Origin of the sequence: Burkholderia stagnalis, assembly GCF_039848545.1 — a bacterium.
In the GTDB taxonomy this organism is placed as follows: Bacteria; Pseudomonadota; Gammaproteobacteria; order Burkholderiales; family Burkholderiaceae; genus Burkholderia; species Burkholderia stagnalis.
Map to the genome: position 1 here is coordinate 51,910 of NZ_CP156686.1, position 24,059 is coordinate 75,968.

The window sequence follows — 24,059 nt, forward strand, 5'->3', positions numbered from 1 at the left end:
GGTTCACATGCAGCCGGCGGATGCATGGCGCACTGCTGGTTCTGATCGCGTGCAAGGCCCAGGCAGCGGGCGTGCCGGATGTGCTGACCGATCCCTTGTTGACGCGGCCGCCCGTGCTGGACACGGGCGTTGGGCTTCCGGGCGACGATGCTCCTGTTGCCTGTCCGTCGTCCGTCGAGCTGACGAAGCGTCTGACGCTTGGCGATGCCGTCGACCATGCGCTGTGCCACAACCCGCGAATCCGGGTTGCCTGGGCGTCGATCAAGATTCAGGCGGCGGCGTTGGGCGAGGCGAGGGCGGCATGGCTGCCGACGCTCAATGGGTCGGTGAACCGGCTCAGCGCGCATAGCCGTTATCCGCAGGCGCCGTCGATGAATACCCATGGCACCGGCACGACGTCAAATGCAAGCATGAACTGGCGGCTGCTCGATTTCGGCGGGCGGGCCGCAAACCGGGGTGCGGCGCAGCAGCTGTTGACGGCCGCGCTGGCGAGTCACGACGCCGCGATGCAGAAAGCTGTGGCGGATGTCATCGGAAGCTATTTCGATGTTCAAAACGCGCAAGCTGCATTTGAAGCGCGTACCGAATCTGTCGGTCTTGCCGAATCTACGGTGCTTGCGTCGCGTCAGCGTCTGACCAAAGGCGTCGCGGCCCGCAGCGACACGCTGCAGGCGGAAACGGCGCTGGCGAAGGCGAGGCTGGCTGCGGGGCGGGCCGGCGCAGACGTGGCCCGGGCTCGCGCGGAACTCGTTTATGCGATGGGGCTGCCGGGCGTCACACGCATCGACGTGACGGAGGCGGCGGCGCCGGTTGCGGCGGATGCGTTGCGCGAGCTGGGTGACTGGCTTCGCGAGGCGGAAGGGTCTCATCCGGAAATCAGGGCTGCGCGCGCCCAATGGGAGGCTGCGAAGGCGAAGGTGACGACGGCGCGATCGGAGGGCATGCCGACGCTGGATTTGAGCGGTACGTTTTCCCGGAACGGTTATCCGAACCAGGGATTGCAGTCATTGCGTTCAACACAGACGAGCATTGGCCTGACCCTGACGATTCCGTTTTTCGAAGGCTTTTCGCGGACCTACCGGATTCGCGGGGCGCAGGCCCAGGCCGAACAGGCACATGCGCAACTGCTCGACACGCAACAGCAGATTCTGCGTGAGGTGCTGAAGGCGCATGCTGACGCCGAGTCGGCGATCGGCAATCTGGACGCGTCTGCAAGGCTGTTGGATGCCGCTGAAACGGCGCTGGCGTCGACACGCAATCGTTACGCGCACGGAGCGGGGGATATTCTCGAGCTGCTTTCGGCGCAAGCGGCCCTATCCGATGCGCGACAGGAGCGGGTGCGCGCACTCGCCGACTGGGAGTCGGCGCGGCTTCGCCTGTTCGCCAGCGCGGGCATCATGGGTCGATGGGCGGTGCGCTAGGTGAACGGCAGCGATTGCGAGATCATCAACGTGAACCTCGGCACGAGCGGCACGGAGATCGGCCGGGTAAAGTTCGACGTGTGAAGGAGCACGGCGCGTCATGCGCCGCGAGTGAATGACGGCACGGGCCGGCCACCGCGATGCGGTGGCCGGCCCGATGCGTTTACGGGCGCGCCACGATGCATGGCGTCGTCCGCAAAGCGGCGACTCCCGGCAATCGCCGTCGCCCGAATGCTGCCGGCCGGGCGTCATACGCCGGCGGCCCAATCCTCTGTACAATCGCGCGGGACGCCGCCGAGCCTTCCGAGGGCCAAGTCGAAACAGGCTGCGGCGTCAGGAGAGCGATCCACCCACACCCCGCAGGACGGTTTGCGCGTTGACGCGAACGTCCCGTTTCGTGGCGCGGGCGGGTCGTCGAGAGCACGCGCGAGTTTGCCAAGCGCGTCCCGAGAACAATGAAGAACAACGCAGAGCATGGCAGAACAAAAACTTCCTCCCGGCGCGGAATACGAGCAGGCGACGCCGTGGCTGACCGACGTTCATCCGGATGACGTTCGTGCATCCGGCGAGGGCTTCAACGCGTGGCTGATCGACGTCACGCACGGATACGTGAACGTCGAGCGCCTGGCGACCGTCGCCAGTGCGATCCCGATCCTGAACAACCTGATGGCGCTGGCGGATGTGCTCAGCGACATCGTCTCGATCGTCCGCAAGCGCGGCGGCGACCTGCTCGACTATCTCGGGCTCGCGATCAACCTGATCGGCGTGATTCCGTTCCCGCCGGTATTGGCGCCGATGCGGCTCGCGGCGCGGCCGATGCTCGCGCTGATCCGCAACGAGCTGATGATCCACAAGCGCGACATCGCCGCGGCCGTCGTGTCGATCGTCGTCACGCATGTGCAGGCTTCGTGCGCAACCGAGATCGAGAACTTCCTGACGACGCTGCAGGGCGTGGTCAACGAACTGATCGACACGTGTGCGAAGAAGGCGCAGGAGATTCTCACGAGCCTCGCCGACGGCATCGAGGCGTTGCAGGCGGGCAAGCTGTTCGATCCGGCCAAGAACGAGAAGCAGGCGGCCGAGTATCGGCAGTTGATGAAGAAGAGCGGATGGTTCAGCAAGGACAAGGTGGCCGGCGCGTGGGGGTATCTGTCGGAATCGACGGCGGCGCTCGGCAAGCGTGGCGCCAATTCGGCCGGCGGCAAGCTGAGCGAGGCGATTCCGGTGAAGCTCGTCGCGCCGATTCGCGAGATCGCGACATCGCTGCGCACGCTGGCGCCCGTCGTGTTCAACAAGATCAACGAACTCAAGGGCAGTGACGAAGGCAAGCTGATGTGGCTGCTCGTGAAGCTCGCCGACGCGGTGCGGCTCAAGGGCAAGGGCACGCGCGGTGGTGCGGTCAAGTCGTCGGGCACGACGAAGGTCGAGGAGCGGCGGCCGCAGGTGCCGCTGGCTGCGCAGAAGAAGGAAGCCAAGGCCAAGGGGGCGGGGGTCGATCATTGCGAGGAGTGCGGATGTGGCGCGTCCGGCGCGTCGATCAGCTTTGCATTCGGCGACGAGACATTTACGCATACGGACTTCGAATTGCCGGGCGCACTGCCGGTCGTCTGGGCGCGGACTTACCGTTCGCGCCTGGCCGGTTACGATCGCGGTGAACTGGGCGCGCGCTGGCTGACGCCGTACATGACGCGCATCGACATCCGCGATGACAAATGGGTGTATTGCGACTCGACCGGTCGAAACATCGAATATCCGGCGCTGGCCGCGGGTGCGGTGCATGACGACCGGATGGAAGGCGTCACGTTGTCCCGGCTGGATGAAACGTGGGTCACGCTGTCATACGGACATGAAACGCTGTACGTCTACGAGAAGCGCGGCGAGACGTTCCGCCTCGCGTTGCACAAGGATCGCGCGGGCAATACGGTCGCGCTCGACTACGACAGCGGCGATCGCCTTGCGCGTCTCGTCAGCTCTGCCGGTCATACGTTGGCATTCCTGCATGATGCGCGTGGCCGCATCACGGCAATCGAGCAGATCGTCGACGCGAAGACGCGCGTCACGCTCGCGCAATACCGTTACGACGAAGAAGGCGACCTCGTCCGCGCGGCGGATCGCTACGGCAACGCATGGCAATACGCGTATCGTCGCCACCTGATCACCCGCTACACGGATCGCACCGGCCGAGGGATGAATCTCGAGTGGGATGGTGCGGAAGAACACGACAACACGAACGCGCGATGCGTGCGCGAATATGCCGACGATGGCAGCCACGACATCCGCCTGATGTGGCATCCGAACATCCGCCTGACCTATGTGACGGATGCGCTCGGCAACGTCACGCGCTACTACTACAACATCCACGGCTACATGTACCGGATCGCCTATCCGGACGGGACCGAAGAGTGGATGCGGCGCGACCAGAACAACAATCTGGTGATGCATATCCACCGAGACGGCGGCGTCGAGGAGATGGAGTACGACGCGCGCGGGAACATGACGAAGCACTACCGCGTCGACGGTGCGGTCGTCGAGACGCGTTACGACGGGCAGGACCAGCCGGTGTGGATGAAGGATCCGGACGGGCACGTCTGGAAGCGCGGCTATGACGACGCGGGCAACCTCGTTCGGCAGATCGATCCGCTCGGCTACGAGACGAAGTACGCGTACGGCGCACAGGGGCTGCTCGTCGGGATGACCGACGAAAAGGGCGGTACGAAAACCCTGGCGTATGACGCCGCCGGACAATTGAGCCAGTACGTCGACTGCTCGGGAAAAACGACGAAATGGACGTATGACGATCATGGTCGCCTGACCGGCAAGACGGATCCGGCAGGGGGGACCACGACATATCGCTATGGCGAGAACGGTGAGCTGAGCGAGATTGCGTCGGCTGCGGGCATCGATCGGTTCGTCCGGGATGCGGAAGGCCGCGTGCAGACGCACACCGATGCGCTCGGGCGTGTCACGCGGTTCTCGTACGACCCGGCCGGCCGTGTGGCGAGCCGCGTCGACGCGCTGGGTCATGCGCTCTCGTACCGCTACGACCGGCTCGGCCGCCTGACGACCCTGACCGATGCGAACCATGCGACGTCGCAGTTCCACTACGACCCGACCGGCCGGTTGCTGGAGGAGATCGGGTTCGACGGCAAGCGGGCGAAGTACCGATACGCGGAAGGCACGCTGGAGCCGAGCAGTGTCGAGGTCGAGGGGCAGGTCACGACGCTGGAATTCGACCGGGCGGGACGCGTGACGCGACGCGCGTCGGACGCGGTCGAAGAGCGCTTTGCGTACGACGCAAGCGGGCGAATGATCGAGGCCAGCAACGGCCATAGCCGGTTCCAGGCGTTCTTCGACCCGGTCGGCAACCTCGTGCGCGAGCATCACGCCTATCAGCTGTTCGGCGAATCGCGCAGTTACGTGTGGCATCACGAATACGATGCAATCGGCACGCGGATCAGGACGGTGCGCCCCGATGGCCACACGCTGGACTGGCTGACCTACGGCTCGGGGCATGTCCACGGGCTGATGCTGGACGGCGAAGAGCGTATCCAGTTCGAGCGGGACGATCTTCATCGCGAAACCCAGCGGACGTTGTCCAACCGGATCGGGCAGCAGACCGCCTACGATCCGGCCGGGCGGGTCGCGAGACAGACGGTGCAGCGGCTGCAGGCGCCGGCGCCGTTGGCGGAGCGGCGCTATCGCTACGATGCGGCGGGCAGGCTCGAGCATATCGAGGACAGCCGGAAGGGGTTGATCGACTATCGCTACGATCCGGTCGGCCGCCTGATCGCGGCGATCGGGCCGCTGGGAGCCGAGCGTTTTGCGTTTGACCCGGCGAGCAACATCATGGACGCGGGCGCGCCGGAGCATGCGCGCTCGCAGGAACCCGTGAAGCCGAGTCCGGTGGTGTCGGATCGACCGGTCAACACGTTGCCTGCGCAGGTGCCGAAAGTGCTCGGCAACCTGCTCAAGGGGTATGCCGGCACGCACTTCGAATACGATGCGCGCGGCAACCTGATCGAGAAGCGCACGCCGGCAGGCCGGCAGCAATACGAGTGGGACGCCTTCAACCGGTTGACGCGGGCGCGTGTCGAGGAATCGACGCGACAGGCCGATGCGCGCTACTTCTACGACCCGTTCGGACGCCGGATTGCGAAGGACGTGAACGGCGTGAGGACCGTGTTCGGATGGGAAGGCGATCGGCTGGCCTATGAAAGCACGGCCAGCGGGACGACGCAGTATGTGTACGATCCGGACGGCTTCGTGCCGCTGGCGCAGTACGTGACGGCGCAGCCGGTCGCTGGAATCGCGACGCCGGAATGGCGCGAGACGGATCGATACACGCCAGAAACGGATCCGCTGCAACGACGGCCGGAGCGGCTGGCGGATGCGCATCTGCTTTATTACCATTGCGATCAGGTCGGCACGCCGCTGTTGATGACCGACGAGGCGGGCGAGGTCGTGTGGGAAGCGTCGTATCGCGCGTGGGGCGAAGCGCGCGACGTGATCGCGCGCGCGTCGAAGGCGGCAGGGATCGTCGCACGGAGCGCGATCCGGTTTCAGGGCCAGCAGCACGACGACGAAACCGGACTGCACTACAACCGGTACCGGTACTACGATTCAGGTGCGGGGCGCTTCATCTCGCAGGATCCGATCGGGCTCGCCGGCGGGATCAACTTCTATCAGTACGCGCCGAACCCGATCGAATTTGTCGATCCGCTCGGGTTGAGGAAGTATGTGGTGATCGGTGAGGGGCAGGCGTCGGTCGAGGCTTATGCTGCTGCGATGCGCGTCAAGCATACGTGTGATGAATTCCGGACGATCAAGAAAGACTGGAAGTCGATCACGGCAGATATCGAAGACGATGGCGAATCGTTTGGCAAGTCATGGGAGCAACAGGCGGTCGCTCGAAATGCCGCATGGATCAGAAAAATGGCGGCGGAAGGGTACGAATTCATCGATATAGGTATCGATAATGCACCAAATCGCAGTCCATTCTATGAGGCTGAGAAAAAGGCGCTGAGTCGTGTTGGGGCCAAGGTGTACAGAGCTAATCGCTGTGCAACAGATAGGGCGAGATCTGCTTCCAAAGAAAGCGGCAGGCCGCCTGCTAAGGGACGATATGGAAGACGTTAAGGCTAAAGTCAGGTTTATTATTCCGGTGAAACCGAAAGGTAAGCCGGAGATGGTGGATTTCTACAGTCATGGTTTGGGCTTTCAAGTGGTGAATGGCAAGGAGGTACTGCTTGGAAAAGACGGCGGGATCGGCCTGTTCTTATATAGAGAGAAAGCTGATGCGGTAAGCGGTATCTCCATTATTCGTATATGGATTGAACGGGATTTTGGTGTTTTTTGCCGGCACCTGAAGGAGTGTGGTGCGAAATTCAAGGAAATTGCTCGGATGCCTGCCGGATATGCAGCACGTCTCTGGGACCCAAGCGGAAATTTGATCACGCTTCTCTGCGATGAAGACGACGAGAAGAATGATGAAATCATCTATAGCTGGGAGGAAACAGTCACAATCGACTGACCGCCCAGTTGTAGTTCATGTCTCGTGTCGACCGGAGACAATGAGCGGCGCGTACATCGATGACGCGTCTGGCGGCGACGCGCAGGCGTGGAGCGGCCGCTGACATCAAGCATTTGTGCTGTATCAGAATCGACGCATCGCGTGAATGGGGCGGGCCGGCTGCCGTGCTAAGGCAGTCGGCTCGTTTCGTTTTAAGTGTAGACGAACCGGTAAGGGTGCGCGCTCGGCGTGGTTAGAATCCGTGACCGCGAACGAACGTCACGGCAAGCCGCGACCCGAACGATCGGGGTCGGAAATCAATGTGGACGAATATGCAATCATCACGCGTTGTTTTCAACGAAATGTGACGAACACTACTCGGGGTGCAAGTTGGCAGGAATTCGATCAAAGGTCAGATTCGTGATTCCGGTAAAACGGAAACGTATGCCGGAAATGGAGGATTTTTACAGCCGTGGCCTGGGGTTTTCTGTGACGGAAGACGGTGAAATCCTGTTCGGCGGCGAAGAGGGGGGGATCGGCCGGTTCATGTATCGGGACGGAAAGGAGGCCGTCGGCATGGACGCCATCCTTGAAATCGAGATCGAAAAGGATTTCGGCGTGTATTGCCGTCATCTGAAGGAAGGCGGGGCGAGGTTCGAGATGATTGCGAGGATGCCCGCCGGATATGTCGCGCATCTGCGCGATCCAAGCGGGAATTTGATCACGCTTCTCTGCTACGAAGACGACGAGACAAATGACGAAATCGTCTACGGCTGGAACGAAACGGTCACCATCGATTGATGACATTCGCGCAAGCCTGGCGTGGGTGTGAATCCGGTCACCCCTTCCCGGAAGCGGGTATGGTCAACCGGACGTGGCGAATGCTCTGGCAACGCTGCGTTGCCGAACGCGCCGGTACGTCGCAGTGCGAGCCGCTTGGGTGCTGCTACGCCTTCCCTCCCGGCATGTTCTGCACGACCAGCATCTGCGGGCTCGACAACGTGATCTGCGCCGCGCGCAGCCGTTTCAGTATCTCGAACAGCAGGTCGCTCTTCGTCGACCCCGCGATCCGCGGGCTCGCGACGTAACCCGTCACGCTCAGCGTGATCCCGTCCGGCGTCAGCTGGCTGAACGTAACGGACGGCGCGGGCTTGTCCAGAATCGACGGATGCTCGCGATACGCGTCGAGCAGCAAATCACGCACCTGCTCCGGATCGGTGTTCAGCGGGAACGTCAGCACCAGGGTCGCGACGCCCTGCGTGCTGTTGCCCATCGTCACGTTGCGCAGGTTCTGCGAAATCAGCTGCGAGTTCGGCACGATCACGGTCGAGCGGTCGCTGAGCTGAATCTCGGTCGCGCGCACGTTGATCCGGCGGATGTCGCCCTCGACGCCGCTGATGCTGATCATGTCGCCCACCTTCACCGGGCGTTCGGTCAGCAGGATCAGCCCCGACACGAAGTTCTTCACGATCTCCTGCAGGCCGAAGCCGATACCGACCGACAGCGCGCTGACGATCCACGCGAGCTTGTCCCATCGCACGCCGAGCAGCGCCAGCGTCATCAGCGCGACCAGCGCATAGCCGACGTTGGTGAACAGCGTGATGAGCGACGCGCGCATGCCGGGGTCCATGCCGAGCGCCGGCATGAACTCGGCGTCGAGCCAGCGCCGCACCGAGCGCAGCAGGTACAGGCCGACCGCGAAGGCGATCGTCGCGTTGATGATCCGGTCCGGCATGATGTTCAGACTCTGCAGCTTCTGCCCACCGGCCACCGCGATCAGGCTGTCGAGCAGATCGCCCGGCGTCGTGCCGAAGCCGCCCGTCAGCAGCGCGATCACCGCGAACAGCATCAGCAGGCTCGTGCCGAGGCCCGACAGCACGGTCTGCGCCTGTTCGAGATGCTTGTCGCCGAGCCCGAACAGGTGCTTGATCTGCCTGCCGCTCGACAGGTTGGGGTTGAACAGCGTGGCGCACGCGTCGCGCGTCAGTTGCGTCAGCACGTAGACGCTGCACAGGACGATCTCGAACCAGACCAGCTCGAAGGTGATGAAGCGTGCGACGGTGATGTAGCCGATCATCAGCGCGAGCAGCGACACGATGATCGCGAGCGATACGCCGGCATGGATCAGCCCCGCAAGCGTCGAGCGCTGTTCGGGCGCTTCGCCGGCCGCGGCCATCGCGCTGCGCACACGGTTCGCGCGCAACAGCGACGCGCCGACCGTCAGTGCGACGACGAGCGCCACGATGCCGCGGCCGAACAGCGTGACCGACAGGCTCGTGTCGACGATCCGGTTGAGTTCCTCGATCGTGCCGGACACGAGCAGCAGCGCGGCCAGCACGCCCGGGAACGGCCGCATCGCAAGGGCGACCGGATCGGCGAGCGCGGGCAGCCGCCACGACGGATGACGCGTGCACAGCAGTGCCCGGCCGAGGCCCGCGATCAGCGCGCAGGTGAGCGCCAGCTTCGCGAATTCGTCCCACAGGTCGATGAGCGCCGGCGTGAGATCGTAGCGACGCGCCAACGCGACATAGAAGAGCTGCACCGCGATGCCGGTGGTCAGCAGCGTCGTGACCGCGGTCGACAGCGCGAGCGCGCTGCGGCGCAGGCGGGTTTCGGGCAAGCGATTCACGCAAAACCACGCGAGCCAGTGTTCGATGAGCCGCCGGCCCACGATCCAGACGGCCAGCGTGGCGAGCAGCAGCAGCGTGGTCACGATGCGCTGCCCCGGCTGCCAGGCCGACTTCAGCATCGCGAGGAGCTGCTCGTCTAAGTCGCCGAGCCGCTGCGCGTCGCCGGGCGGCAGCCGGAACAGCGGCAGCCAGAATTGCGCGCCGAAGATGCTGCCCGAGCGCAGCACGAGCTGGTTCTTCAGCAGGCTGCGATTCAGCTTCGAGAACTGGTCGGTGAGGTTGGCGAGATTGCCCTTCTGGTCGGCGGCCTGCTTCAGCGCCGCATCGATCTGCGTCTTGCGCGCGTTCAGCGTCGCCCGCTGCTGCTCGACGGCCGGGGTTTCGGGCGCCGCGCCCGGCGCGGGCGGCGGCCCGAGCACGTCGAGTTGCGCCTGAAGCTTCGCGCGCTGCGGGACGAGCTGTGCGGTCAGCTTGTCGACGGCGGCGCTCAACGTCTGCGTCGAGTCGGCCAGCGAATCCAGCGCCTTGCTGTTCGTCGCGGTGGACGTCTGCTGCTTGATGCGGTCCTGCTGGACCTGCATCTGCTTCAGCTCGGCGACTGCGTCGCTCAACGAAATCGTCGGGGCGGACGCGCCGTCGGCGGCAGCCGCGCCGGTTTCGGAGGCCGGCGACGGAAACGCGTGCGCCGCTGCGGCCGGGATCAGATGCAGCAGCGCGATCAGCGCGACCCGGCGGATGAAAGTGGAAAGGTGTTGTATGCGCATGGAATCCTTACGATTTGCCGACATGGCCGCGGCCGTCAAATCGTCCACGTGTTGTCACGGTTGGGTAGCCGGCATGTTACCGGGTGCGCCGGCATCGGCCGCTGCCGTGGAATCCTCAGAGCATAGCGGGATGCGGGGCGCGATGGGGCGGCGGCGGGCCGGTGCCGCCGCGCGCACGCTGACGGGACGCACCTGCACGGCGCGACGCGGCGGTCGATCCACCGATCGGCGCCGCGGTGCGCCGGTCGACAGACGGTTACGCAATTTACACAAGGTGCGGGCCGGCGGCCGCGCGGTGTCGGGGCCGGTACAATGGGCCGGCTCGCATGACGGCCGCGCGGCGGCCGCCTGACGGACAAGGCAACGCGACAACACGACAAGACAACATCAGGAGACGCGCCCACGATGGCCTCAACGGATACCTCTTCGCGAACGCCGGCCACACCGGCCACGCTGCTCGACGCCGGCTCGATCTCGGCCCGCCTCGACCGCCTGCCGCCCACCCGCAGCGTGTGGAAACTCGTCGTGCTGCTGAGCCTCGGCTTCTTCTTCGAACTCTACGACCTGCTCTACAGCGGCTACGTCGCACCGGGCCTCGTGAAAAGCGGCATCCTCAGCGCGACGACTCACGGGCTGTTCGGCACCACCGGCGTCGCCAGTTTCATCGCCGCGCTGTTCTCCGGCCTCTTCATCGGCACGATCGCGTGCGGCTTCCTTGCCGACCGCTTCGGCCGCCGCGCGATCTTCACGTGGTCGCTGCTGTGGTACTCCGCCGCGAACGTCGTGATGGCGTTCCAGGACACGGCCGCCGGGCTGAACTTCTGGCGCTTCGTCGTCGGCCTCGGGCTCGGCGTCGAGATGGTGACGATCGGCACGTACATTTCCGAACTCGTGCCGAAGCAGATTCGCGGCCGTGCGTTCGCATGCGAGCAGGCGGTGGGCTTCGTCGCGGTGCCGGTCGTCGCGTTCCTCGCGTACCTGCTCGTGCCGCATGCGCCGTTCGGCCTCGACGGCTGGCGCTGGGTCGTGCTGATCGGCGCGCACGGCGCGATCTTCGTCTGGTGGATCCGCCGTGGCCTGCCGGAAAGCCCGCGCTGGCTCGCGCAGCAGGGCCGGCTCGACGAGGCGGACCGCGTGATGCGCGCGCTCGAGGCGAAGGTCGAGGCGGAATACGGCCGCCCGCTGCCGCCGCCCGCGCCCGCCGAGCCGGTGCCCGCGCGCGGCCGCTTCAGGGACATGTGGGTGCCGCCGTACCGCAAGCGCACGATCATGATGACGATCTTCAACGTGTTCCAGACGGTCGGCTTCTACGGCTTCGCGAACTGGGTGCCGACGTTGCTGATCAAGCAGGGCATCACGATCACGACGAGCCTGATGTATTCGAGCGTGATCGCGCTCGCGGCGCCGATCGGGCCGCTGATCGGCCTCGTGATCGCCGACCGCTTCGAGCGCAAGTCGGTGATCGTCGCGATGGCGGGCACGGCGATCGTCTGCGGGCTGCTGTTCAGCCGGACGACGGCGGCCCCGCTGCTGATCGTGCTCGGCATCGGCCTCACGCTCGCGAACAACATCATGTCGTACAGCTATCACGCGTATCAGGCCGAGCTGTTCCCGACCGCGATCCGCGCGCGGGCAGTGGGCTTCGTCTATTCATGGAGCCGCTTCTCGGCGATCTTCACGTCGTTCGTGATCGCCGCGGTGCTCAATGGCTTCGGCACCGCCGGCGTGTTCGTGTTCATCGCGGGCGCGATGGCGGTCGTGATGGCGGCGATCGGGCTGATGGGGCCGCGCACGAAGGGCGTCGCGCTCGAGGCGATCTCGAAGTAGCGGCCGCGCGCCCGCGCTGCCGGTTTGCGCATGGGCGCGTAGAATGAAACGTCAGACGACTCTCCAGCCGCCATCGGCCCGACGCGCATTCTGCGTGGCGGCCGCGCCGCGCGGAGGCGTCGGCGTCCGGGGCGCATGCCGCGCCCGGCGCGTTGCCGCTTCGCGCAGCCCGCGCGCCGTCCGACGGCGCGCACCGGCCCGATCGGTCGATCGCGCATCGATCGCATGAAGCTTTCCGACCTGACGTGGCGGTTCGCGTGGCCGCGTCGCCGTGCCGTTCCGCTTGCCGCGTGCGTGTGGCTTGCCGCCGCGCCGGCGTTACCTGTCCTTGCCGAGCCGTCGGCGTCCTCGCCGGCTGCCGCGGCGTCTGCGGCATCTCCATCGCCTGCGGCAGCCGCCGTTTCCGCAAGCGCCGCTTCCGCGGCTTCCGGCACGCCGGCCAGCGAGGCCCAGGTTGTGTTGCCGCGCCGGCATCCGCCGTTGTCCGCATCCGAAGCCGCTGGCGCGACGACCCGCGCGCTCGACATGCGCAAGCGCTTCGCGCAGGAAGTGGCTCGCCGGCTGAACGTGCCGGCGGGCGAGCAGCGTATGTACGGCCGGCGTCTGCAGCAGGCGCTCGCGGCTGCCGATCTGGCCGATCTCGCCGGCGAATACGTGGTGATGGTCGATCGCGCGCCGGCCGTGCAGGCGCTGTTCATCTACTTCCGCGCGACGCCGGCCAATGCGTGGCTGATGATCGGTGCAGCGCCGGTCGCCACCGGGCTGCCCGGCAAGTACGACCACTTCCTGACGCCGCTCGGCGTGTTCACGCACACGCCCGACAATATGGACTTCCGCGCGGAAGGCACGACGAACGACAACGGCATACGCGGCTACGGGCGCCGCGACATGCGGATCTACGACTTCGGCTGGGTGGACAGCGAACGCGGCTGGGGCAAGGGCGGCGTGTCGGCGATGCGTTTCCAGATGCATGCGACCGATCCCGAGCGGCTCGAACCGCTGCTCGGCGTGCGCCATTCGAAGGGCTGCGTGCGGATTCCCGCGTCGCTGAACACGTTCATCGACCGGCACGGCATCCTCGACGCGGACTACGAAGCGAGCATGGAGGCCGGCCGGTCGTTCTGGGTGCTGCACCCGGGGCGCGACATCACGCCGATCGAGGGCCGCTATCTGGTCGTCGTCGATTCCGCGCGCAACGCGCGCCCGGCGTGGGCGCCGCTGCCGGGCCGCAGCGCGTGGTCGAAGGTGCCGAAGGGCGGGGATACGGCGGATTGAGCGAGCCGGCCGTTCGAAGCGAACCCGCGGCCGTCGTGAGAATAAATCCGTTTTATTGCCACATAAGAAAAGCAAACTTTTATGATCGACGGCGGATTCGTATAGTCGAGTCCGGATTCGCGGAACCCGCCGCGCTCGCCCGGACCTCAACCGACCCACGACCCGCATGAAAACTCTCCACAAGCTCGCCCCGCTCGCAATGCTCGGCGCATTCGCGACCCACGCGAGCGCACAAAGCAGCGTGACGCTGTACGGTCTCATCTCGGCTGGCGTCGGTTTCGCGACCAACCAGGGCGGCAAGAACGCCTGGCAGGCGCTGTCGGGCACGAACCAGAACCCGCGCTGGGGGCTGAAGGGCAAGGAAGATCTCGGGCAGGGGCTGTCGGCGATCTTCCAGCTCGAGAACGGCTTCAACGTGATGACCGGCAACGCCGCGCAGAACGGCCGGATGTTCGGGCGCCAGGCGTATCTCGGCCTCGCCGACCGCACCTACGGCACGTTGACGTTCGGCCGCCAGTACGATGCGATCCACGACTACATCGGCCCGGTGATCATCGCGAGCAACGGCGTGAACATCGGCGACAACGACAACGGCTACAACGACATCCGCGTGCAGAACTCGGTGAAGTACGTGAGCCCGGTGTTCTACGGGCTGAAGCTGACCGCGCAGTACGGCCTCAGCAACGCGACGGGCTTCGCGGACAACAACGCGTACAGCTTCGGCATCGGCTACGAGCGCGGCCCGCTGCGCTGGAGCGCCGTGTATGCGCAGTACAACCATCCGTACAGCCGCACGAACCCGGACGGCGCGATCGCGAACGACTACGCGTCGCCGCTGCTGATCTTCAGCAAGAGCGCGACGTCGCCGTCGGTGTTCGCGAGCCGGCAGCGGATCGCCGGCACGGGCGGCTTCTACACGATCGGGCATGCGCAGTTCGCGGCGATGTTCACCGACGTCCGCTACGATTACCTCGACAACTCGCACCTGCACCTGCAGAACGTCGGCGTGAACGTCGTCTACACGATGACGCCGCAGCTGTTCCTCGGCGCCGCGTATGCGTTCACGAACGGCAAGTACGACGTGATCGACAAACGCCCGAAGTGGCACCAGGTGAATCTGCAGGCCGACTATTTCCTGTCGAAGCGCACCGACGTCGCGCTGACGGTGATCGCGCAGCAGGCGGCGGGCGATGCGGATCACGCGCAGATCTTCGCGTACGCCCGCTCGACCGGCACGCGCCAGATGACCGCGACGCTCGGCGTGCGCCACGTATTCTGAACACGACCATGACGAACGATACCTTTGCCCGCCGCCACTTCCTGAAACTGTCCGCCGCGCTGGCGGGCGCCGCGCTGATGCCGGAAGGCGGCGCGTTTGCCGCCGGCCCGGCGGCCGCGCGCCGCACCGTGATCATCGATACCGACCCGGGGCAGGACGACGCGATCGCGATCCTGTTCGCGCTCGGCGCGCGGGATCGCGTCGACGTGCGCGCGCTGACCGCCGTCGCCGGCAACGTGCCGCTCGAGCTGACCGAACGCAACGCGCGGATCATCCGCGACTGGGCCGGCTGCACGCAGACCTTGCCGGTGTACGCGGGCTGCCCGCACCCGCTCGCACGCGAGCTGATCACGGCCGCGAACGTGCACGGCAAGACGGGCCTCGAAGGCGTCGAACTGCACGAACCGAAGGCGCCGCTCGCGCCCGGGCATGCGGTGTCGTACCTCGTCGACACGTTGCGCGGCGCCGCGCCGAACAGCGTGACGCTGTGCGCGCTCGGGCCGCTCACCAATCTTGCGAGCGCGCTGATCGAGGCGCCGCAGATCCGCGCGAGCCTGCGCGAAATCGTGCTGATGGGCGGCGCGTTCTTCGAGCGCGGCAACATCACGCCGGCCGCGGAGTTCAACATCTATGTCGATCCGCAGGCGGCCGACGTGGTGTTCGGCAGCGGCGTGCCGATCGTCGTGCTGCCGCGCGACGTCGCGGTGAAGGCGCCGATCACGCCCGCGCGGGTCGCGCCGTTCCGCGCGCTCGGCAACCGCTGCGGCGCGATCGTCGCGGACATCATGGCGGCCGAGCTCGCGTACAACCGCAAGCGGCGCGGCGTCGACGAAGCGCCGATGTACGACCCGACCGCGGTCGGCTATCTCGTCGATCCGACGCTGTTCGGCGGGCGCAAGGTGAACGTCGCGATCGAGACGGCCGGGCAGTGGACGCTCGGCGAAACGGTGGTCGACTGGAACGGCCGCAGCGGCCGCGCGCCGAACGCGACGTGGATCAACGAGGTGGACGCGGACCGCTTCTACACGGCGCTCGTCGAGCGCATCGCGAAGCTGCCGTAACGTCGCGCGCGCTCAGATGTGCTTCGCCAGCCACTCGCGACAGGTGCGCACGTGCGGGCCGCGATCGTCGCCGGCGAGCGAGATCAGCGAGATCGCGCGCGTGACGCGCGGCTTCTCGACGCGCAGCGCGACGAGTTCGGGATCGTGCAGATGCATCGTGTAGAGGCTCGGCAGCACGACCGTCGCGAGGCCGTTGCGCGCGAGCGCGTAGAGCGGCTCCGTGTATTCCATCCGGTAGGTGACGTTCAGGTGCAGCTTCTGCGCGCCGCCGGTGCGCTGCAGCGATTCGCTGACGCTGCCGCGCATGAACACGGCCAGCTCGCGGTCGACGAGCTTCGCCCACGTGACGGCTTTCGCGCCGGCGAGCGGATCGTCGCGCCGCACGACGATCACGATCTCGTCCTCGAACAGCTGCTGGTAGCGCAGCGCGCCGTCGTCCTGGTCGGGCTCGCGCACGCCGATGCCGAGATCCGCGACGCTGTCGCGCACCGCTTCGACGAGCGCGCTGTTCGGCAGGTCGGTGAGCGTGAAGCGCAGCGTCGGATGCGTGCCGCGCAGCGCGTTGAGTGCCGGCAGCAGGCGGCCCGCGACCGACGGGATGAAGCCGATCCGCACTGTCTGGATGCGCTCGCCGATCAGCCGCGTCATGTCGTCGAAGGTGCCGCGCGCCTGGTTCAGCAGCCGCTCGGCGAGCGGCAGCACGGCTTCGCCCGCGCTCGTCAGCGTGAGCCGGTGCGCGGAGCGCGCGAACAGGCGGCCGCCGAGCAGGAATTCGATCTGGCGGATCGACGCGGTGAGCGCGGGCTGCGTGAGCGACAGCGCTTGCGCGGCCTGCGTGAAGCTGCGCGCATGCGCGAGCACGACGAAATGCTGGACCTGCCGCAGCGTGAGCGCGGGCAGCAGGGATGAGCGGTCGGACGGCATCGGGCGGTAAAGGACGAAAAAAACGTAAGGACGGTCGGCGAGCGGTACGCGGCAGTATAAGACCGCGTGGCGCCGGCCAGCATAGGACATCATTCGGAATCGACGGGAGAACCTTCATGTCATCGACAGACGCAGCACCGGCGCGCATGCCGGCCAACTGGCTCGAGCGCCGCTTCGCGCTCGCCGCGCGCGGCACCAGCGTGCGCACCGAGGCGATCGCGGGCGTCACGTCGTTCCTCGCGGCCGCGTATCTGCTGGTCGTGATTCCGTCGCTGCTCGCCACCGGCGGGATGGAGCGCGGCGCGGCGACCACCGCGACGATCGTCGTGTTCGTGCTGTTCACCGTGCTGATGGGGCTGTACGCGAACCTGCCGTTCCTCGTCGGCCCCGGCATCGGCGGCTCGGTGATCATCGGCGTGACGCTCGCGACGACCGAACACATCGGCTGGCAGACCGGGCTCGGCATCGCGTTCGTGTCCGGCGTGCTGTTTTTCCTGTTGACGGTGCTGGGCGCGCGCAGCGTCGTCGTGCGGCTGATTCCGGTGCAGATCAAGCTCGGGCTCGGCGCGTCGATCGGGCTGTTCGTCACCATGCTCGGGCTGCGCAATGCGGGGATGGTCGTCGCGAACGCGAAGACGAATGCGTTCGCGCTCGGCGATTTCTCGCGGCCGGGCGCGCTCGTCGCGCTGATCGGGCTGGCCGTCGCGATCGTGCTGCAGGCGCGCAAGGTGCCGGGCGCGATCCTGATCGCGATCCTCGTGGCCGCTGCCGCGGGCGTGCCGCTCGGCGTCACGCACCTGCCCGCGTCGTTCGTGTCGATGCCGCACGGCATCGCGCCGATCGCGCTGAAGCTCGACATCGGCAGCGCGCTGTCGCTCGCCGCCGCGCCGTACCTGTTCGCGTTCTTCGCGGCGGAATTCTTCTCGACGCTCGGCACCGCGCTCGCGGTGGGCGCGAAGGCGAACCTGCTCGACGCGCACGGCAACCTGCCGGACATCAACCGGCCGTTCGTCGTCGATTCGATCGCCGCGACGCTCGGGCCGGTGTTCGGCATCCCCGCGCTGACGGCGCTGATCGAATCGGCCGCGGGCGTCGAGGCGGGCGGCCGCAGCGGGCTGTCGTCGCTGGCGGCGGCCGTGCTGTTCGCCGCGATGCTGCTGTTCGTGCCGGTCGCGCTCGCGATCCCGAAGGAGGCGACCGCACCGGCGCTGATCCTGATCGGGCTGTCGATGTTCGCGACGATCCGCCATACGCATTTCGACGACTTCACCGATGCACTGCCGGTGATGGCGATGGTGCTGCTCACGCTGATGTCGAACAGCTTCGGCACCGGCATCGCGGGCGGCCTGCTGTGCTACGTGCTCGTCAAGCTGCTGGCGGGCCGCTGGCGCGACGTGTCGTGGGGGCTCGTCGTGCTCGCGCTGCCGCTCGGCTACTACTTCTGGACCGTCGTGAAGCCGCATTGAGCGGCGCGTTCGACGACGCATTGGCATCACCCCAAGCGAGACTGAAATTGAACGGAACACCAGGCAACGTCCCGGCCGCGCGCACGGGCATCGAGATCACGCCGGCCCACCGGGCCTTCTTCCACGCGCTGCCGAAGGCCGAGCTGCATTGCCACCTGCTCGGCGCGGTGCGCCACGACACGTTCGTCGCGCTCGCCGAAAAAAGCGGTGCGCCGATCGCGCGTGCGGAGATCAACGCGTTCTACGCGCGCGGCGAGAAGCCGGTGGGCGTGCTGCACGTGCTGCGCGCGCTCGACCGACATCTGCTGACGCAGCCGGACGACCTGCACCGGATCGCCTACGAGTACCTGGAGGATGCGGCCGCGCACAACGTGCGGCACAGCGAATTCTTCTGGAACCCGACCGGCACCGTGCGCGTGTCGGGCATCGCGTATGCGGACGCGCAGGCCGCGATCGTCGCGGCGATCCGCGACGCGGCGCACGATTTCCGCATCAGCGCGCGGCTGATTCCGAGCATCGACCGCGAGCAGGATCCCGACGAAGCGGTGGCGATCGTCGAGTGGATGAAGGCGCATCGCGCGGACGAAGTGGCGGGCCTCGGCATCGACTATCGCGAGAACGACCGGCCGCCGGAGCTGTTCTGGAAGGCCTATCGCGATGCGCGCGAAGCGGGTTTTCGCACGACGGCGCATGCGGGCGAGTTCGGCATGCCGTGGCGCAACGTCGAGACGGCGGTGGACCTGCTGCAGGTCGATCGCGTCGATCACGGCTACACGATCGTCGACAACCCGGCGCTGTGCGCGCGCTACGCGGAGCGCGGGATCGTGTTCACCGTGGTGCCGACCAATTCGTACTACCTGCGGACCTTGCCGCCCGAGCAGTGGGCCGAGCAGCATCCGCTGCGCAAGATGCCGGGGCTCGGGCTGAAGGTGCATCCGAACACCGACGATCCGACGCTGCACAAGGTCAACCCGAGCGAAGCGTGGGAGCTGATGTTCAGCCATTTCGGCTTCACGGTCGCGGAGCTGAAGCCGTTCATGCTGAACGGGATCGACGGCGCGTGGGTGGACGAAGCAACGAAGGCCGCGTGGCGCACCGAATGGTCGCAGGCGTTCGACTGGCTCGCGGCGACGCTGCCGCCGCCGCGCTGATCAGCGGAACAGCCTGAACCAGTCGAAGAAACTCGGGCGCGCCGGCCGCTTCGGCCGCGGCGCGGCAACCCGCGGCCGGTAATCCGCTGTGAGCTGCACACGCGGGTCGATCACGCGCGCGCGCAGCGCCGCATCGTAGAACGTGCCGACGATCGGCAGCGCGCTGTGCGCGCCTTGCCCCCAGTAGTCGCTGCGCAGCGTCACCTGGCCGTCGTCGAAGCCGACCCACGCGCCGGCCACGAGCTGCGGATGCATCAGGATGAACCAGCCGTCCGCGTTGTCCTGCGTGGTGCCGGTCTTGCCCGCGACGTCGCCGCGCAGCCCGAAGCGCGTGCGGATGTCCGCGCCGGTGCCGAAGTCGACGACGTCGCGCATCACGTCGATCAGCGTCTGCGCGGCGTGGACCGGCAGCGCCTGCTGCGGCGGTGGGCTCGCGAACTCGGCGAGCACCTTGCCGTCGTGATCCTCGATGCGCGTGACCATCTGCGGCTCCGCGTACACGCCACGGTTCGCGATCGTCCCGTATGCGGACACCATCTCCTTCAGCGTGACCGGGCTCGTGCCGAGCGCGAGCGACGGCACCGCGTCGAGCGGGCTGTCGCGCACGCCCATCGCGCGCGCGAGCTGCACGACCTTGGCCGGGCCTTCGCGCTGCATCAGCTGCGCGGTGATGCGGTTGCGCGAATGCGCGAGCGCGTCGCGCAGCGTCATCGGCAGGCCGGTGGGCGGCTCCTCGTCGGTCGGCCGCCACACCGCATGCCCGTCGAGCGGGATCGCGACGTTGCGGTCGACGAACGTGTCGCTCGGCCGCGCGCCGTCCGCGAACGCCGCGCCGTATACGAACGGCTTGAACGTCGAGCCCGGCTGGCGGCGCGCCTGCGCGACATGGTCGAACGGCTCGCTGGCGAAGTCGCGGCTGCCGACCCACGCGCGCACCTGCCCGTTGCGCGGATCGATCGCGATGAAGCCGGCCTGCACCTGCGTCTTGCTGCGGCACAGCGCGCGCATGAACGGGCGATTCGACGCGAGCCGGCGCAGCGCGAGCGGATCCGGCACGCCGGCCTCGCGCGCGCTGCGGTAGTCGGGCGTCTGCCGGATGAAGCCGCGGAACAGTGCGTTGCGCAGCCCGCAGCCGTCGGCATCGCGCCATGCATCGTCCGCGATCGCCTGGAGCTGGTCGGTTTGTCGTTCGACGGCCTCCGTCGCGATCTGCTGCAGGCGCGAATCGATCGTCGTCCGAACGACCAGGCCATCCGCATAGATGCTGTAGTTGTTGCGATCGGCCCATGCGATCAGCCACTTGCGCAGCTGCGCGGTGAAGTGCGGCGCGAGGCCCGGCGAGGCGGTCTGCGGCTCGAAATCGACGCGCAGCGGCTGCCGGATCAGCCATGCGTATGCAGTGGGCCGCAGCTTGCCGTACTTGCTCATCTGCCCGAGCACCGTGTTGCGCCGCTGCGCCGCGCGCTCGGGATTGAGCACCGGGTTGTAGTAGCTGTTGGCCTTCAGCATGCCGACCAGCGTCGCGCTTTCGAGGATGTCGAGCTCGGCCGCCGACTTGTCGAAGTAGGTGCGCGCGGCCATTTCGACGCCGTATGCGTTGTACAGGAACGGCACCGTGTTCAGGTAGGTCTCGAGGATCTGGTCCTTGCTGTACACGCTCTCGATCTTGAACGCGGTGACCAGCTCCTTCAGCTTGCGCGTGAGCGTCGGCGCGCGGCCGACTTCGTCCGGATACAGGTTGCGCGCGAGCTGCTGGGTGATCGTCGAGCCGCCCTGGCGATCGCCGGAGAACGTGTGCAGCGCGGCCCCGAGCGTGCGGCGCCAGTCGATGCCGTGGTGGTCGTAGAAGCGGCGGTCTTCCGTCGCGATCAGCGCGTCGACCATGTGCGGCGAGATGCGCGACAGCGGCACCCATTCGCGGTTCGTCGCGCGGAATTCGGCGATCAGCTGGCCGTCGGCCGACACGATCTGCGCGGGCCGGTCGAGGCGTGCCTTGCGGATGTCGCCGATGCTCGGCGTGAACGGCACGAACGCGAGCACGGCCAGCACGCCGAGCACGGGCACCGCGGCGAGCGTCAGCGCGATGCCGCGGCGGGTCGGGTGCCGCAGGCGGTGCAGGCAGCCGGCGAGCGCGGCGCGGGCCATCGCGGCGCCGGCGGCAGCGTGCGGCCGGACGCGGGCGAGCCACCTGGCGCACGATTCACGGAAAGACGACACGATTCGGCGAGTCACGGATGCGGGGCGCGGGCGGAAAAGGCGCGATCGTAGCAAACGGAACCCGCGCCACGGCGGCCGAAACCGGCTCCCGCTTGCAGGATTTACAGACGATTACATTTGTTTCCCGCCGACAACGTGTCGCCGCCTTTTTCCATGCGATTCGCCTGACGAATCGCGCGGCGGCGTCAGCGCTGCGACGCTTCGGCGGCGACGGTCGCGATCACGTCGGCGAGCCGCTGCGCGGCCGCTTCCATCTGCGCGGGGCTGAAGCCGCCGAAGCCGAGCACGAGGCCCGGGCGGCCGGTGCCCGGCGCGAACATCGGCGACACGGCGCGCACCGCGACGCCGGCTTCGGCGGCCCGGGCGACGACCGCGCGATCGTCGAGCCCGCCGGCCAGCCACAGCACGACGTGCATCCCCTGGTCGCCCGGCTGCAGCCACGCAAGCGTGCGCGGCAGCCGCGCGCCGAGCGTGTCGATCAGGTGTGCGCGGTGGTCCGCATACACGCCGCGCACGCGGCGGACGTGGCGGTCGAGATGGCCTTCGTCGATGAATGCCGCGAGCACATGCTGGTCCGCGGTCGGCGCATGGCGATCCATCAGCACGCGTGCACCGCAGAATGCCGCGACGAGATCGTCGGGCGCGATCACGTAGCCGAGCCGCAGCGACGGGAACAGCACCTTGCTGAAGGTGCCGAGGTAGATCACGCGGTCGGGATCGAGGCCCTGCAGCGACGGAAACGGATAGCCCTCGTAGCGCAGCTCGCTGTCGTAGTCGTCCTCGACGATCCACGCGCGGTGCGTGCGCGCCCACGCGAGCAGCGCGTTGCGCCGCGCCATGCTCATCGGCATGCCGAGCGGGTACTGATGCGACGGCGTGACGAACGCGGCGCGCGCGTGCGGCGCGAGGCGGATGCCGGCCTCGACGTCGATGCCTTCGTCGTCCACCGCCACGCGCACCATCGCGTCGCGCCGGCCGGTGCTTTCGAGCAGCGCGGTGATGCCGCGATACGCGGGATTCTCGACCCAGGTCTGGTCGTTCGCGCCGAGCAGCACCTGGCACGCGAGATGGAGCCCCTGCTGCGTGCCGCTCGTGATTACGACCTGGTCGGGCTCGCAGCGCACCGAACGCGACTTGCGCACATAGGCGGCGATCGCTTCGCGCAGCGGCAGCGCGCCGCGCGGATCGGCATAGCCGGACGGCGCGCCCGCGCCGTGCGCACGCAGGCGGTTGCCGAGCCGGCGCCAGATGTCGTCGGGCGCGGTCGGTCCGATCGGCACCGAGATCGCGAACGGCGCGGCCGGCAGCGGCGTGAACTCCTGCGCGATGCGCGCGAACGCGGCGGCCGGCTCGGGCAGGCCTGCGCGTGCCGGCTGCCGGCGCGCGGTGCCGGTTGCGCGCGAGGGCGTGGGCGGCGGTGTGACGGCGAGCGCCTGCGCGACGCGCGTTTGCGCGCCGCCGTGCGCTTCGAGGAACCCTTCGGCGATCAGCTGCGCATACGCGTCGACCACCGTGCCGCGCGCGATGCGCAGCGACGCCGCGAGCTGGCGCGTGGACGGCAGCGCATCGCCCGGCCGGATGTCGCCGTGGCGCACGGCTTCGCGCAGCGCCTGCGCGAGCTGGCGGCTCAGGTTGCCGGCGGCGCGGTCCAGCGCGCCGATCGACGGGATTTCGATGATGCGGGCAGTTCTCGCCATGATTCTGGTTCGCTGAAAATGTCCGAAACCGGCTCTACAGCATAAACCGGTTTGCGGCCACAATCGATGCATCGCGGGTGTGTGCCCCTGAACATCCGATAGACCTTTGCCTGACCGTGGAGCCGCCATGTACGTCCCTGCCCATTTCGACGAATCCCGCACCGAGGTGCTGCACGCGCTGATCGCGCAGCATCCGTTCGGCACGCTGGTCACGCACGGCGGCGGCGGGCTCGACGCGAACCACCTGCCGTTCGAGCTGGTGACCGGCGACGGCGGGCTCGGCGAGCTGCATGCGCACGTCGCGCGCGCGAATCCGGTCTGGCGCGACGTCGCGGACGGCGACGAAGTTCTGGTGATCTTCCGCGCGGGGGATGCGTACATTTCGCCGAGCTGGTATCCGAGCAAGCACGCGACGCACCGCCAGGTGCCGACGTGGAACTATGTGGTCGTGCATGCGCACGGGCGCATCGCGGTGCGCGACGACGAGCGCTTCGTGCGCGGCTTGATCGCGCGGCTGACGCGCACGCACGAGGCAGCGCAGCCCGAGCCGTGGAAGATGGCCGATGCGCCGCGGGATTATCTCGATGCGATGGTGCAGTCGATTGTCGGGTTGCAGATCGAGATCACGCGGTTGGTCGGCAAGCGCAAGCTGAGTCAGAACAAGGCGGTGGGGGATATTCGGGGGGCGGCGGATGCGTTGGTGGCGAGGGGCGAGCTTGCGATCGGGGAGGCGATGAGGGGAGAGGCGGACGCGAAGGCGGATGAGTGACACGCCGCGTCACATTGTGCAGACCGACCCGGTGGACTCCTGAGCGAAGCGCGCCGATGTGGGATTGCG

The 24,059-nt window shown here is 67.2% G+C and carries 15 protein-coding genes; 11 read left to right on the plus strand and 4 right to left on the minus strand.

Annotated features, from left to right (window positions below; all coding sequences use genetic code 11):
- The first annotated feature begins 20 nt into the window (after nt 1–20).
- The 4 genes from ABFO07_RS17245 to ABFO07_RS17260 all read left to right on the plus strand — a co-directional run bounded on the left by ABFO07_RS17245 (nt 21) and on the right by ABFO07_RS17260 (nt 7,731).
- On the plus strand, nt 21–1,421 hold the full coding sequence (locus tag ABFO07_RS17245; protein ID WP_347469328.1) for a TolC family protein: 1,401 nt from the start codon (nt 21–23) through the stop codon (nt 1,419–1,421).
- A gap of 474 nt (nt 1,422–1,895) precedes the next feature.
- Nucleotides 1,896–6,557: an RHS repeat-associated core domain-containing protein gene (locus tag ABFO07_RS17250; protein ID WP_347469329.1), complete on the plus strand. Its 4,662-nt coding sequence runs from the start codon at nt 1,896–1,898 to the stop codon at nt 6,555–6,557.
- Nucleotides 6,544–6,951, plus strand: coding sequence for a VOC family protein (locus ABFO07_RS17255; RefSeq protein ID WP_081064352.1), 408 nt, complete (start codon nt 6,544–6,546; stop codon nt 6,949–6,951). The genes ABFO07_RS17250 and ABFO07_RS17255 overlap by 14 nt, the downstream gene beginning before the upstream one ends.
- 423 nt (nt 6,952–7,374) lie before the next feature.
- On the plus strand, nt 7,375–7,731 hold the full coding sequence (locus tag ABFO07_RS17260) for a VOC family protein (RefSeq protein ID WP_059563144.1): 357 nt from the start codon (nt 7,375–7,377) through the stop codon (nt 7,729–7,731).
- Between the two features lie 145 nt (nt 7,732–7,876).
- Here ABFO07_RS17260 and ABFO07_RS17265 read toward each other — a convergent pair whose 3' ends face one another.
- On the minus strand, nt 7,877–10,324 hold the full coding sequence (locus tag ABFO07_RS17265; RefSeq protein ID WP_060351585.1) for a mechanosensitive ion channel family protein: 2,448 nt from the start codon (nt 10,322–10,324) through the stop codon (nt 7,877–7,879).
- Nucleotides 10,325–10,729: 405 nt separating this feature from the next.
- Here ABFO07_RS17265 and ABFO07_RS17270 point away from each other — a divergent pair, with 405 nt between their 5' ends.
- The 4 genes from ABFO07_RS17270 (at nt 10,730) to ABFO07_RS17285 (ending at nt 15,766) form a co-directional block, all read left to right on the plus strand.
- Nucleotides 10,730–12,151, plus strand: a complete 1,422-nt coding sequence (locus tag ABFO07_RS17270) for an MFS transporter (RefSeq protein WP_059885244.1) — start codon at nt 10,730–10,732, stop codon at nt 12,149–12,151.
- Nucleotides 12,152–12,376: 225 nt separating this feature from the next.
- On the plus strand, nt 12,377–13,426 hold the full coding sequence (locus tag ABFO07_RS17275; protein WP_347469330.1) for a hypothetical protein: 1,050 nt from the start codon (nt 12,377–12,379) through the stop codon (nt 13,424–13,426).
- 166 nt (nt 13,427–13,592) lie between these two features.
- Nucleotides 13,593–14,705, plus strand: a complete 1,113-nt coding sequence (locus ABFO07_RS17280; protein WP_059563148.1) for a porin — start codon at nt 13,593–13,595, stop codon at nt 14,703–14,705.
- A gap of 8 nt (nt 14,706–14,713) precedes the next feature.
- Entirely contained in the window at nt 14,714–15,766 is a 1,053-nt protein-coding gene (locus ABFO07_RS17285) for a nucleoside hydrolase (protein WP_124492001.1), read from the plus strand.
- Between the two features lie 12 nt (nt 15,767–15,778).
- On the opposite strand, the gene ABFO07_RS17290 is transcribed toward ABFO07_RS17285, so the two are convergent.
- Nucleotides 15,779–16,690, minus strand: a complete 912-nt coding sequence (locus ABFO07_RS17290) for a LysR family transcriptional regulator (protein WP_059803714.1) — start codon at nt 16,688–16,690, stop codon at nt 15,779–15,781.
- 116 nt (nt 16,691–16,806) lie between these two features.
- Here ABFO07_RS17290 and ABFO07_RS17295 point away from each other — a divergent pair, with 116 nt between their 5' ends.
- A complete protein-coding gene (locus ABFO07_RS17295; RefSeq protein WP_059892354.1) occupies nt 16,807–18,156 on the plus strand; it encodes an NCS2 family permease in 1,350 nt (449 codons plus the stop codon).
- 47 nt (nt 18,157–18,203) lie between these two features.
- Complete coding sequence (gene add / locus ABFO07_RS17300; protein ID WP_347469331.1) at nt 18,204–19,307, plus strand: adenosine deaminase; 1,104 nt, start codon at nt 18,204–18,206, stop codon at nt 19,305–19,307.
- On the opposite strand, the gene ABFO07_RS17305 is transcribed toward add, so the two are convergent.
- A complete protein-coding gene (locus tag ABFO07_RS17305; protein ID WP_230948189.1) occupies nt 19,308–21,452 on the minus strand; it encodes a penicillin-binding protein 1A in 2,145 nt (714 codons plus the stop codon).
- A 257-nt stretch (nt 21,453–21,709) separates the two neighbouring features.
- Nucleotides 21,710–23,221, minus strand: coding sequence for a PLP-dependent aminotransferase family protein (locus tag ABFO07_RS17310; RefSeq protein WP_347469332.1), 1,512 nt, complete (start codon nt 23,219–23,221; stop codon nt 21,710–21,712).
- A gap of 127 nt (nt 23,222–23,348) precedes the next feature.
- Here ABFO07_RS17310 and ABFO07_RS17315 point away from each other — a divergent pair, with 127 nt between their 5' ends.
- Entirely contained in the window at nt 23,349–23,990 is a 642-nt protein-coding gene (locus ABFO07_RS17315) for an FMN-binding negative transcriptional regulator (protein WP_124491998.1), read from the plus strand.
- Nucleotides 23,991–24,059: the final 69 nt, after the last annotated feature.

Bases quoted from the DNA above. Each gene is read 5' to 3' on its own strand.
- ABFO07_RS17295 (WP_059892354.1), top strand. From the start codon at position 16,807: ATGTCATCGACAGACGCAGCACCGGCGCGCATGCCGGCCAACTGGCTC.
- ABFO07_RS17255 (WP_081064352.1), top strand. From the start codon at position 6,544: ATGGAAGACGTTAAGGCTAAAGTCAGGTTTATTATTCCGGTGAAACCG.
- ABFO07_RS17245 (WP_347469328.1), top strand. From the start codon at position 21: ATGCATGGCGCACTGCTGGTTCTGATCGCGTGCAAGGCCCAGGCAGCG.
- ABFO07_RS17275 (WP_347469330.1), top strand. From the start codon at position 12,377: ATGAAGCTTTCCGACCTGACGTGGCGGTTCGCGTGGCCGCGTCGCCGT.
- ABFO07_RS17280 (WP_059563148.1), top strand. From the start codon at position 13,593: ATGAAAACTCTCCACAAGCTCGCCCCGCTCGCAATGCTCGGCGCATTC.
- ABFO07_RS17270 (WP_059885244.1), top strand. From the start codon at position 10,730: ATGGCCTCAACGGATACCTCTTCGCGAACGCCGGCCACACCGGCCACG.
- ABFO07_RS17285 (WP_124492001.1), top strand. From the start codon at position 14,714: ATGACGAACGATACCTTTGCCCGCCGCCACTTCCTGAAACTGTCCGCC.
- ABFO07_RS17315 (WP_124491998.1), top strand. From the start codon at position 23,349: ATGTACGTCCCTGCCCATTTCGACGAATCCCGCACCGAGGTGCTGCAC.
- ABFO07_RS17290 (WP_059803714.1), bottom strand. From the start codon at position 16,690: ATGCCGTCCGACCGCTCATCCCTGCTGCCCGCGCTCACGCTGCGGCAG.
- ABFO07_RS17305 (WP_230948189.1), bottom strand. From the start codon at position 21,452: ATGGCCCGCGCCGCGCTCGCCGGCTGCCTGCACCGCCTGCGGCACCCG.
- ABFO07_RS17310 (WP_347469332.1), bottom strand. From the start codon at position 23,221: ATGGCGAGAACTGCCCGCATCATCGAAATCCCGTCGATCGGCGCGCTG.
- ABFO07_RS17250 (WP_347469329.1), top strand. From the start codon at position 1,896: ATGGCAGAACAAAAACTTCCTCCCGGCGCGGAATACGAGCAGGCGACG.
- ABFO07_RS17260 (WP_059563144.1), top strand. From the start codon at position 7,375: ATGCCGGAAATGGAGGATTTTTACAGCCGTGGCCTGGGGTTTTCTGTG.
- ABFO07_RS17265 (WP_060351585.1), bottom strand. From the start codon at position 10,324: ATGCGCATACAACACCTTTCCACTTTCATCCGCCGGGTCGCGCTGATC.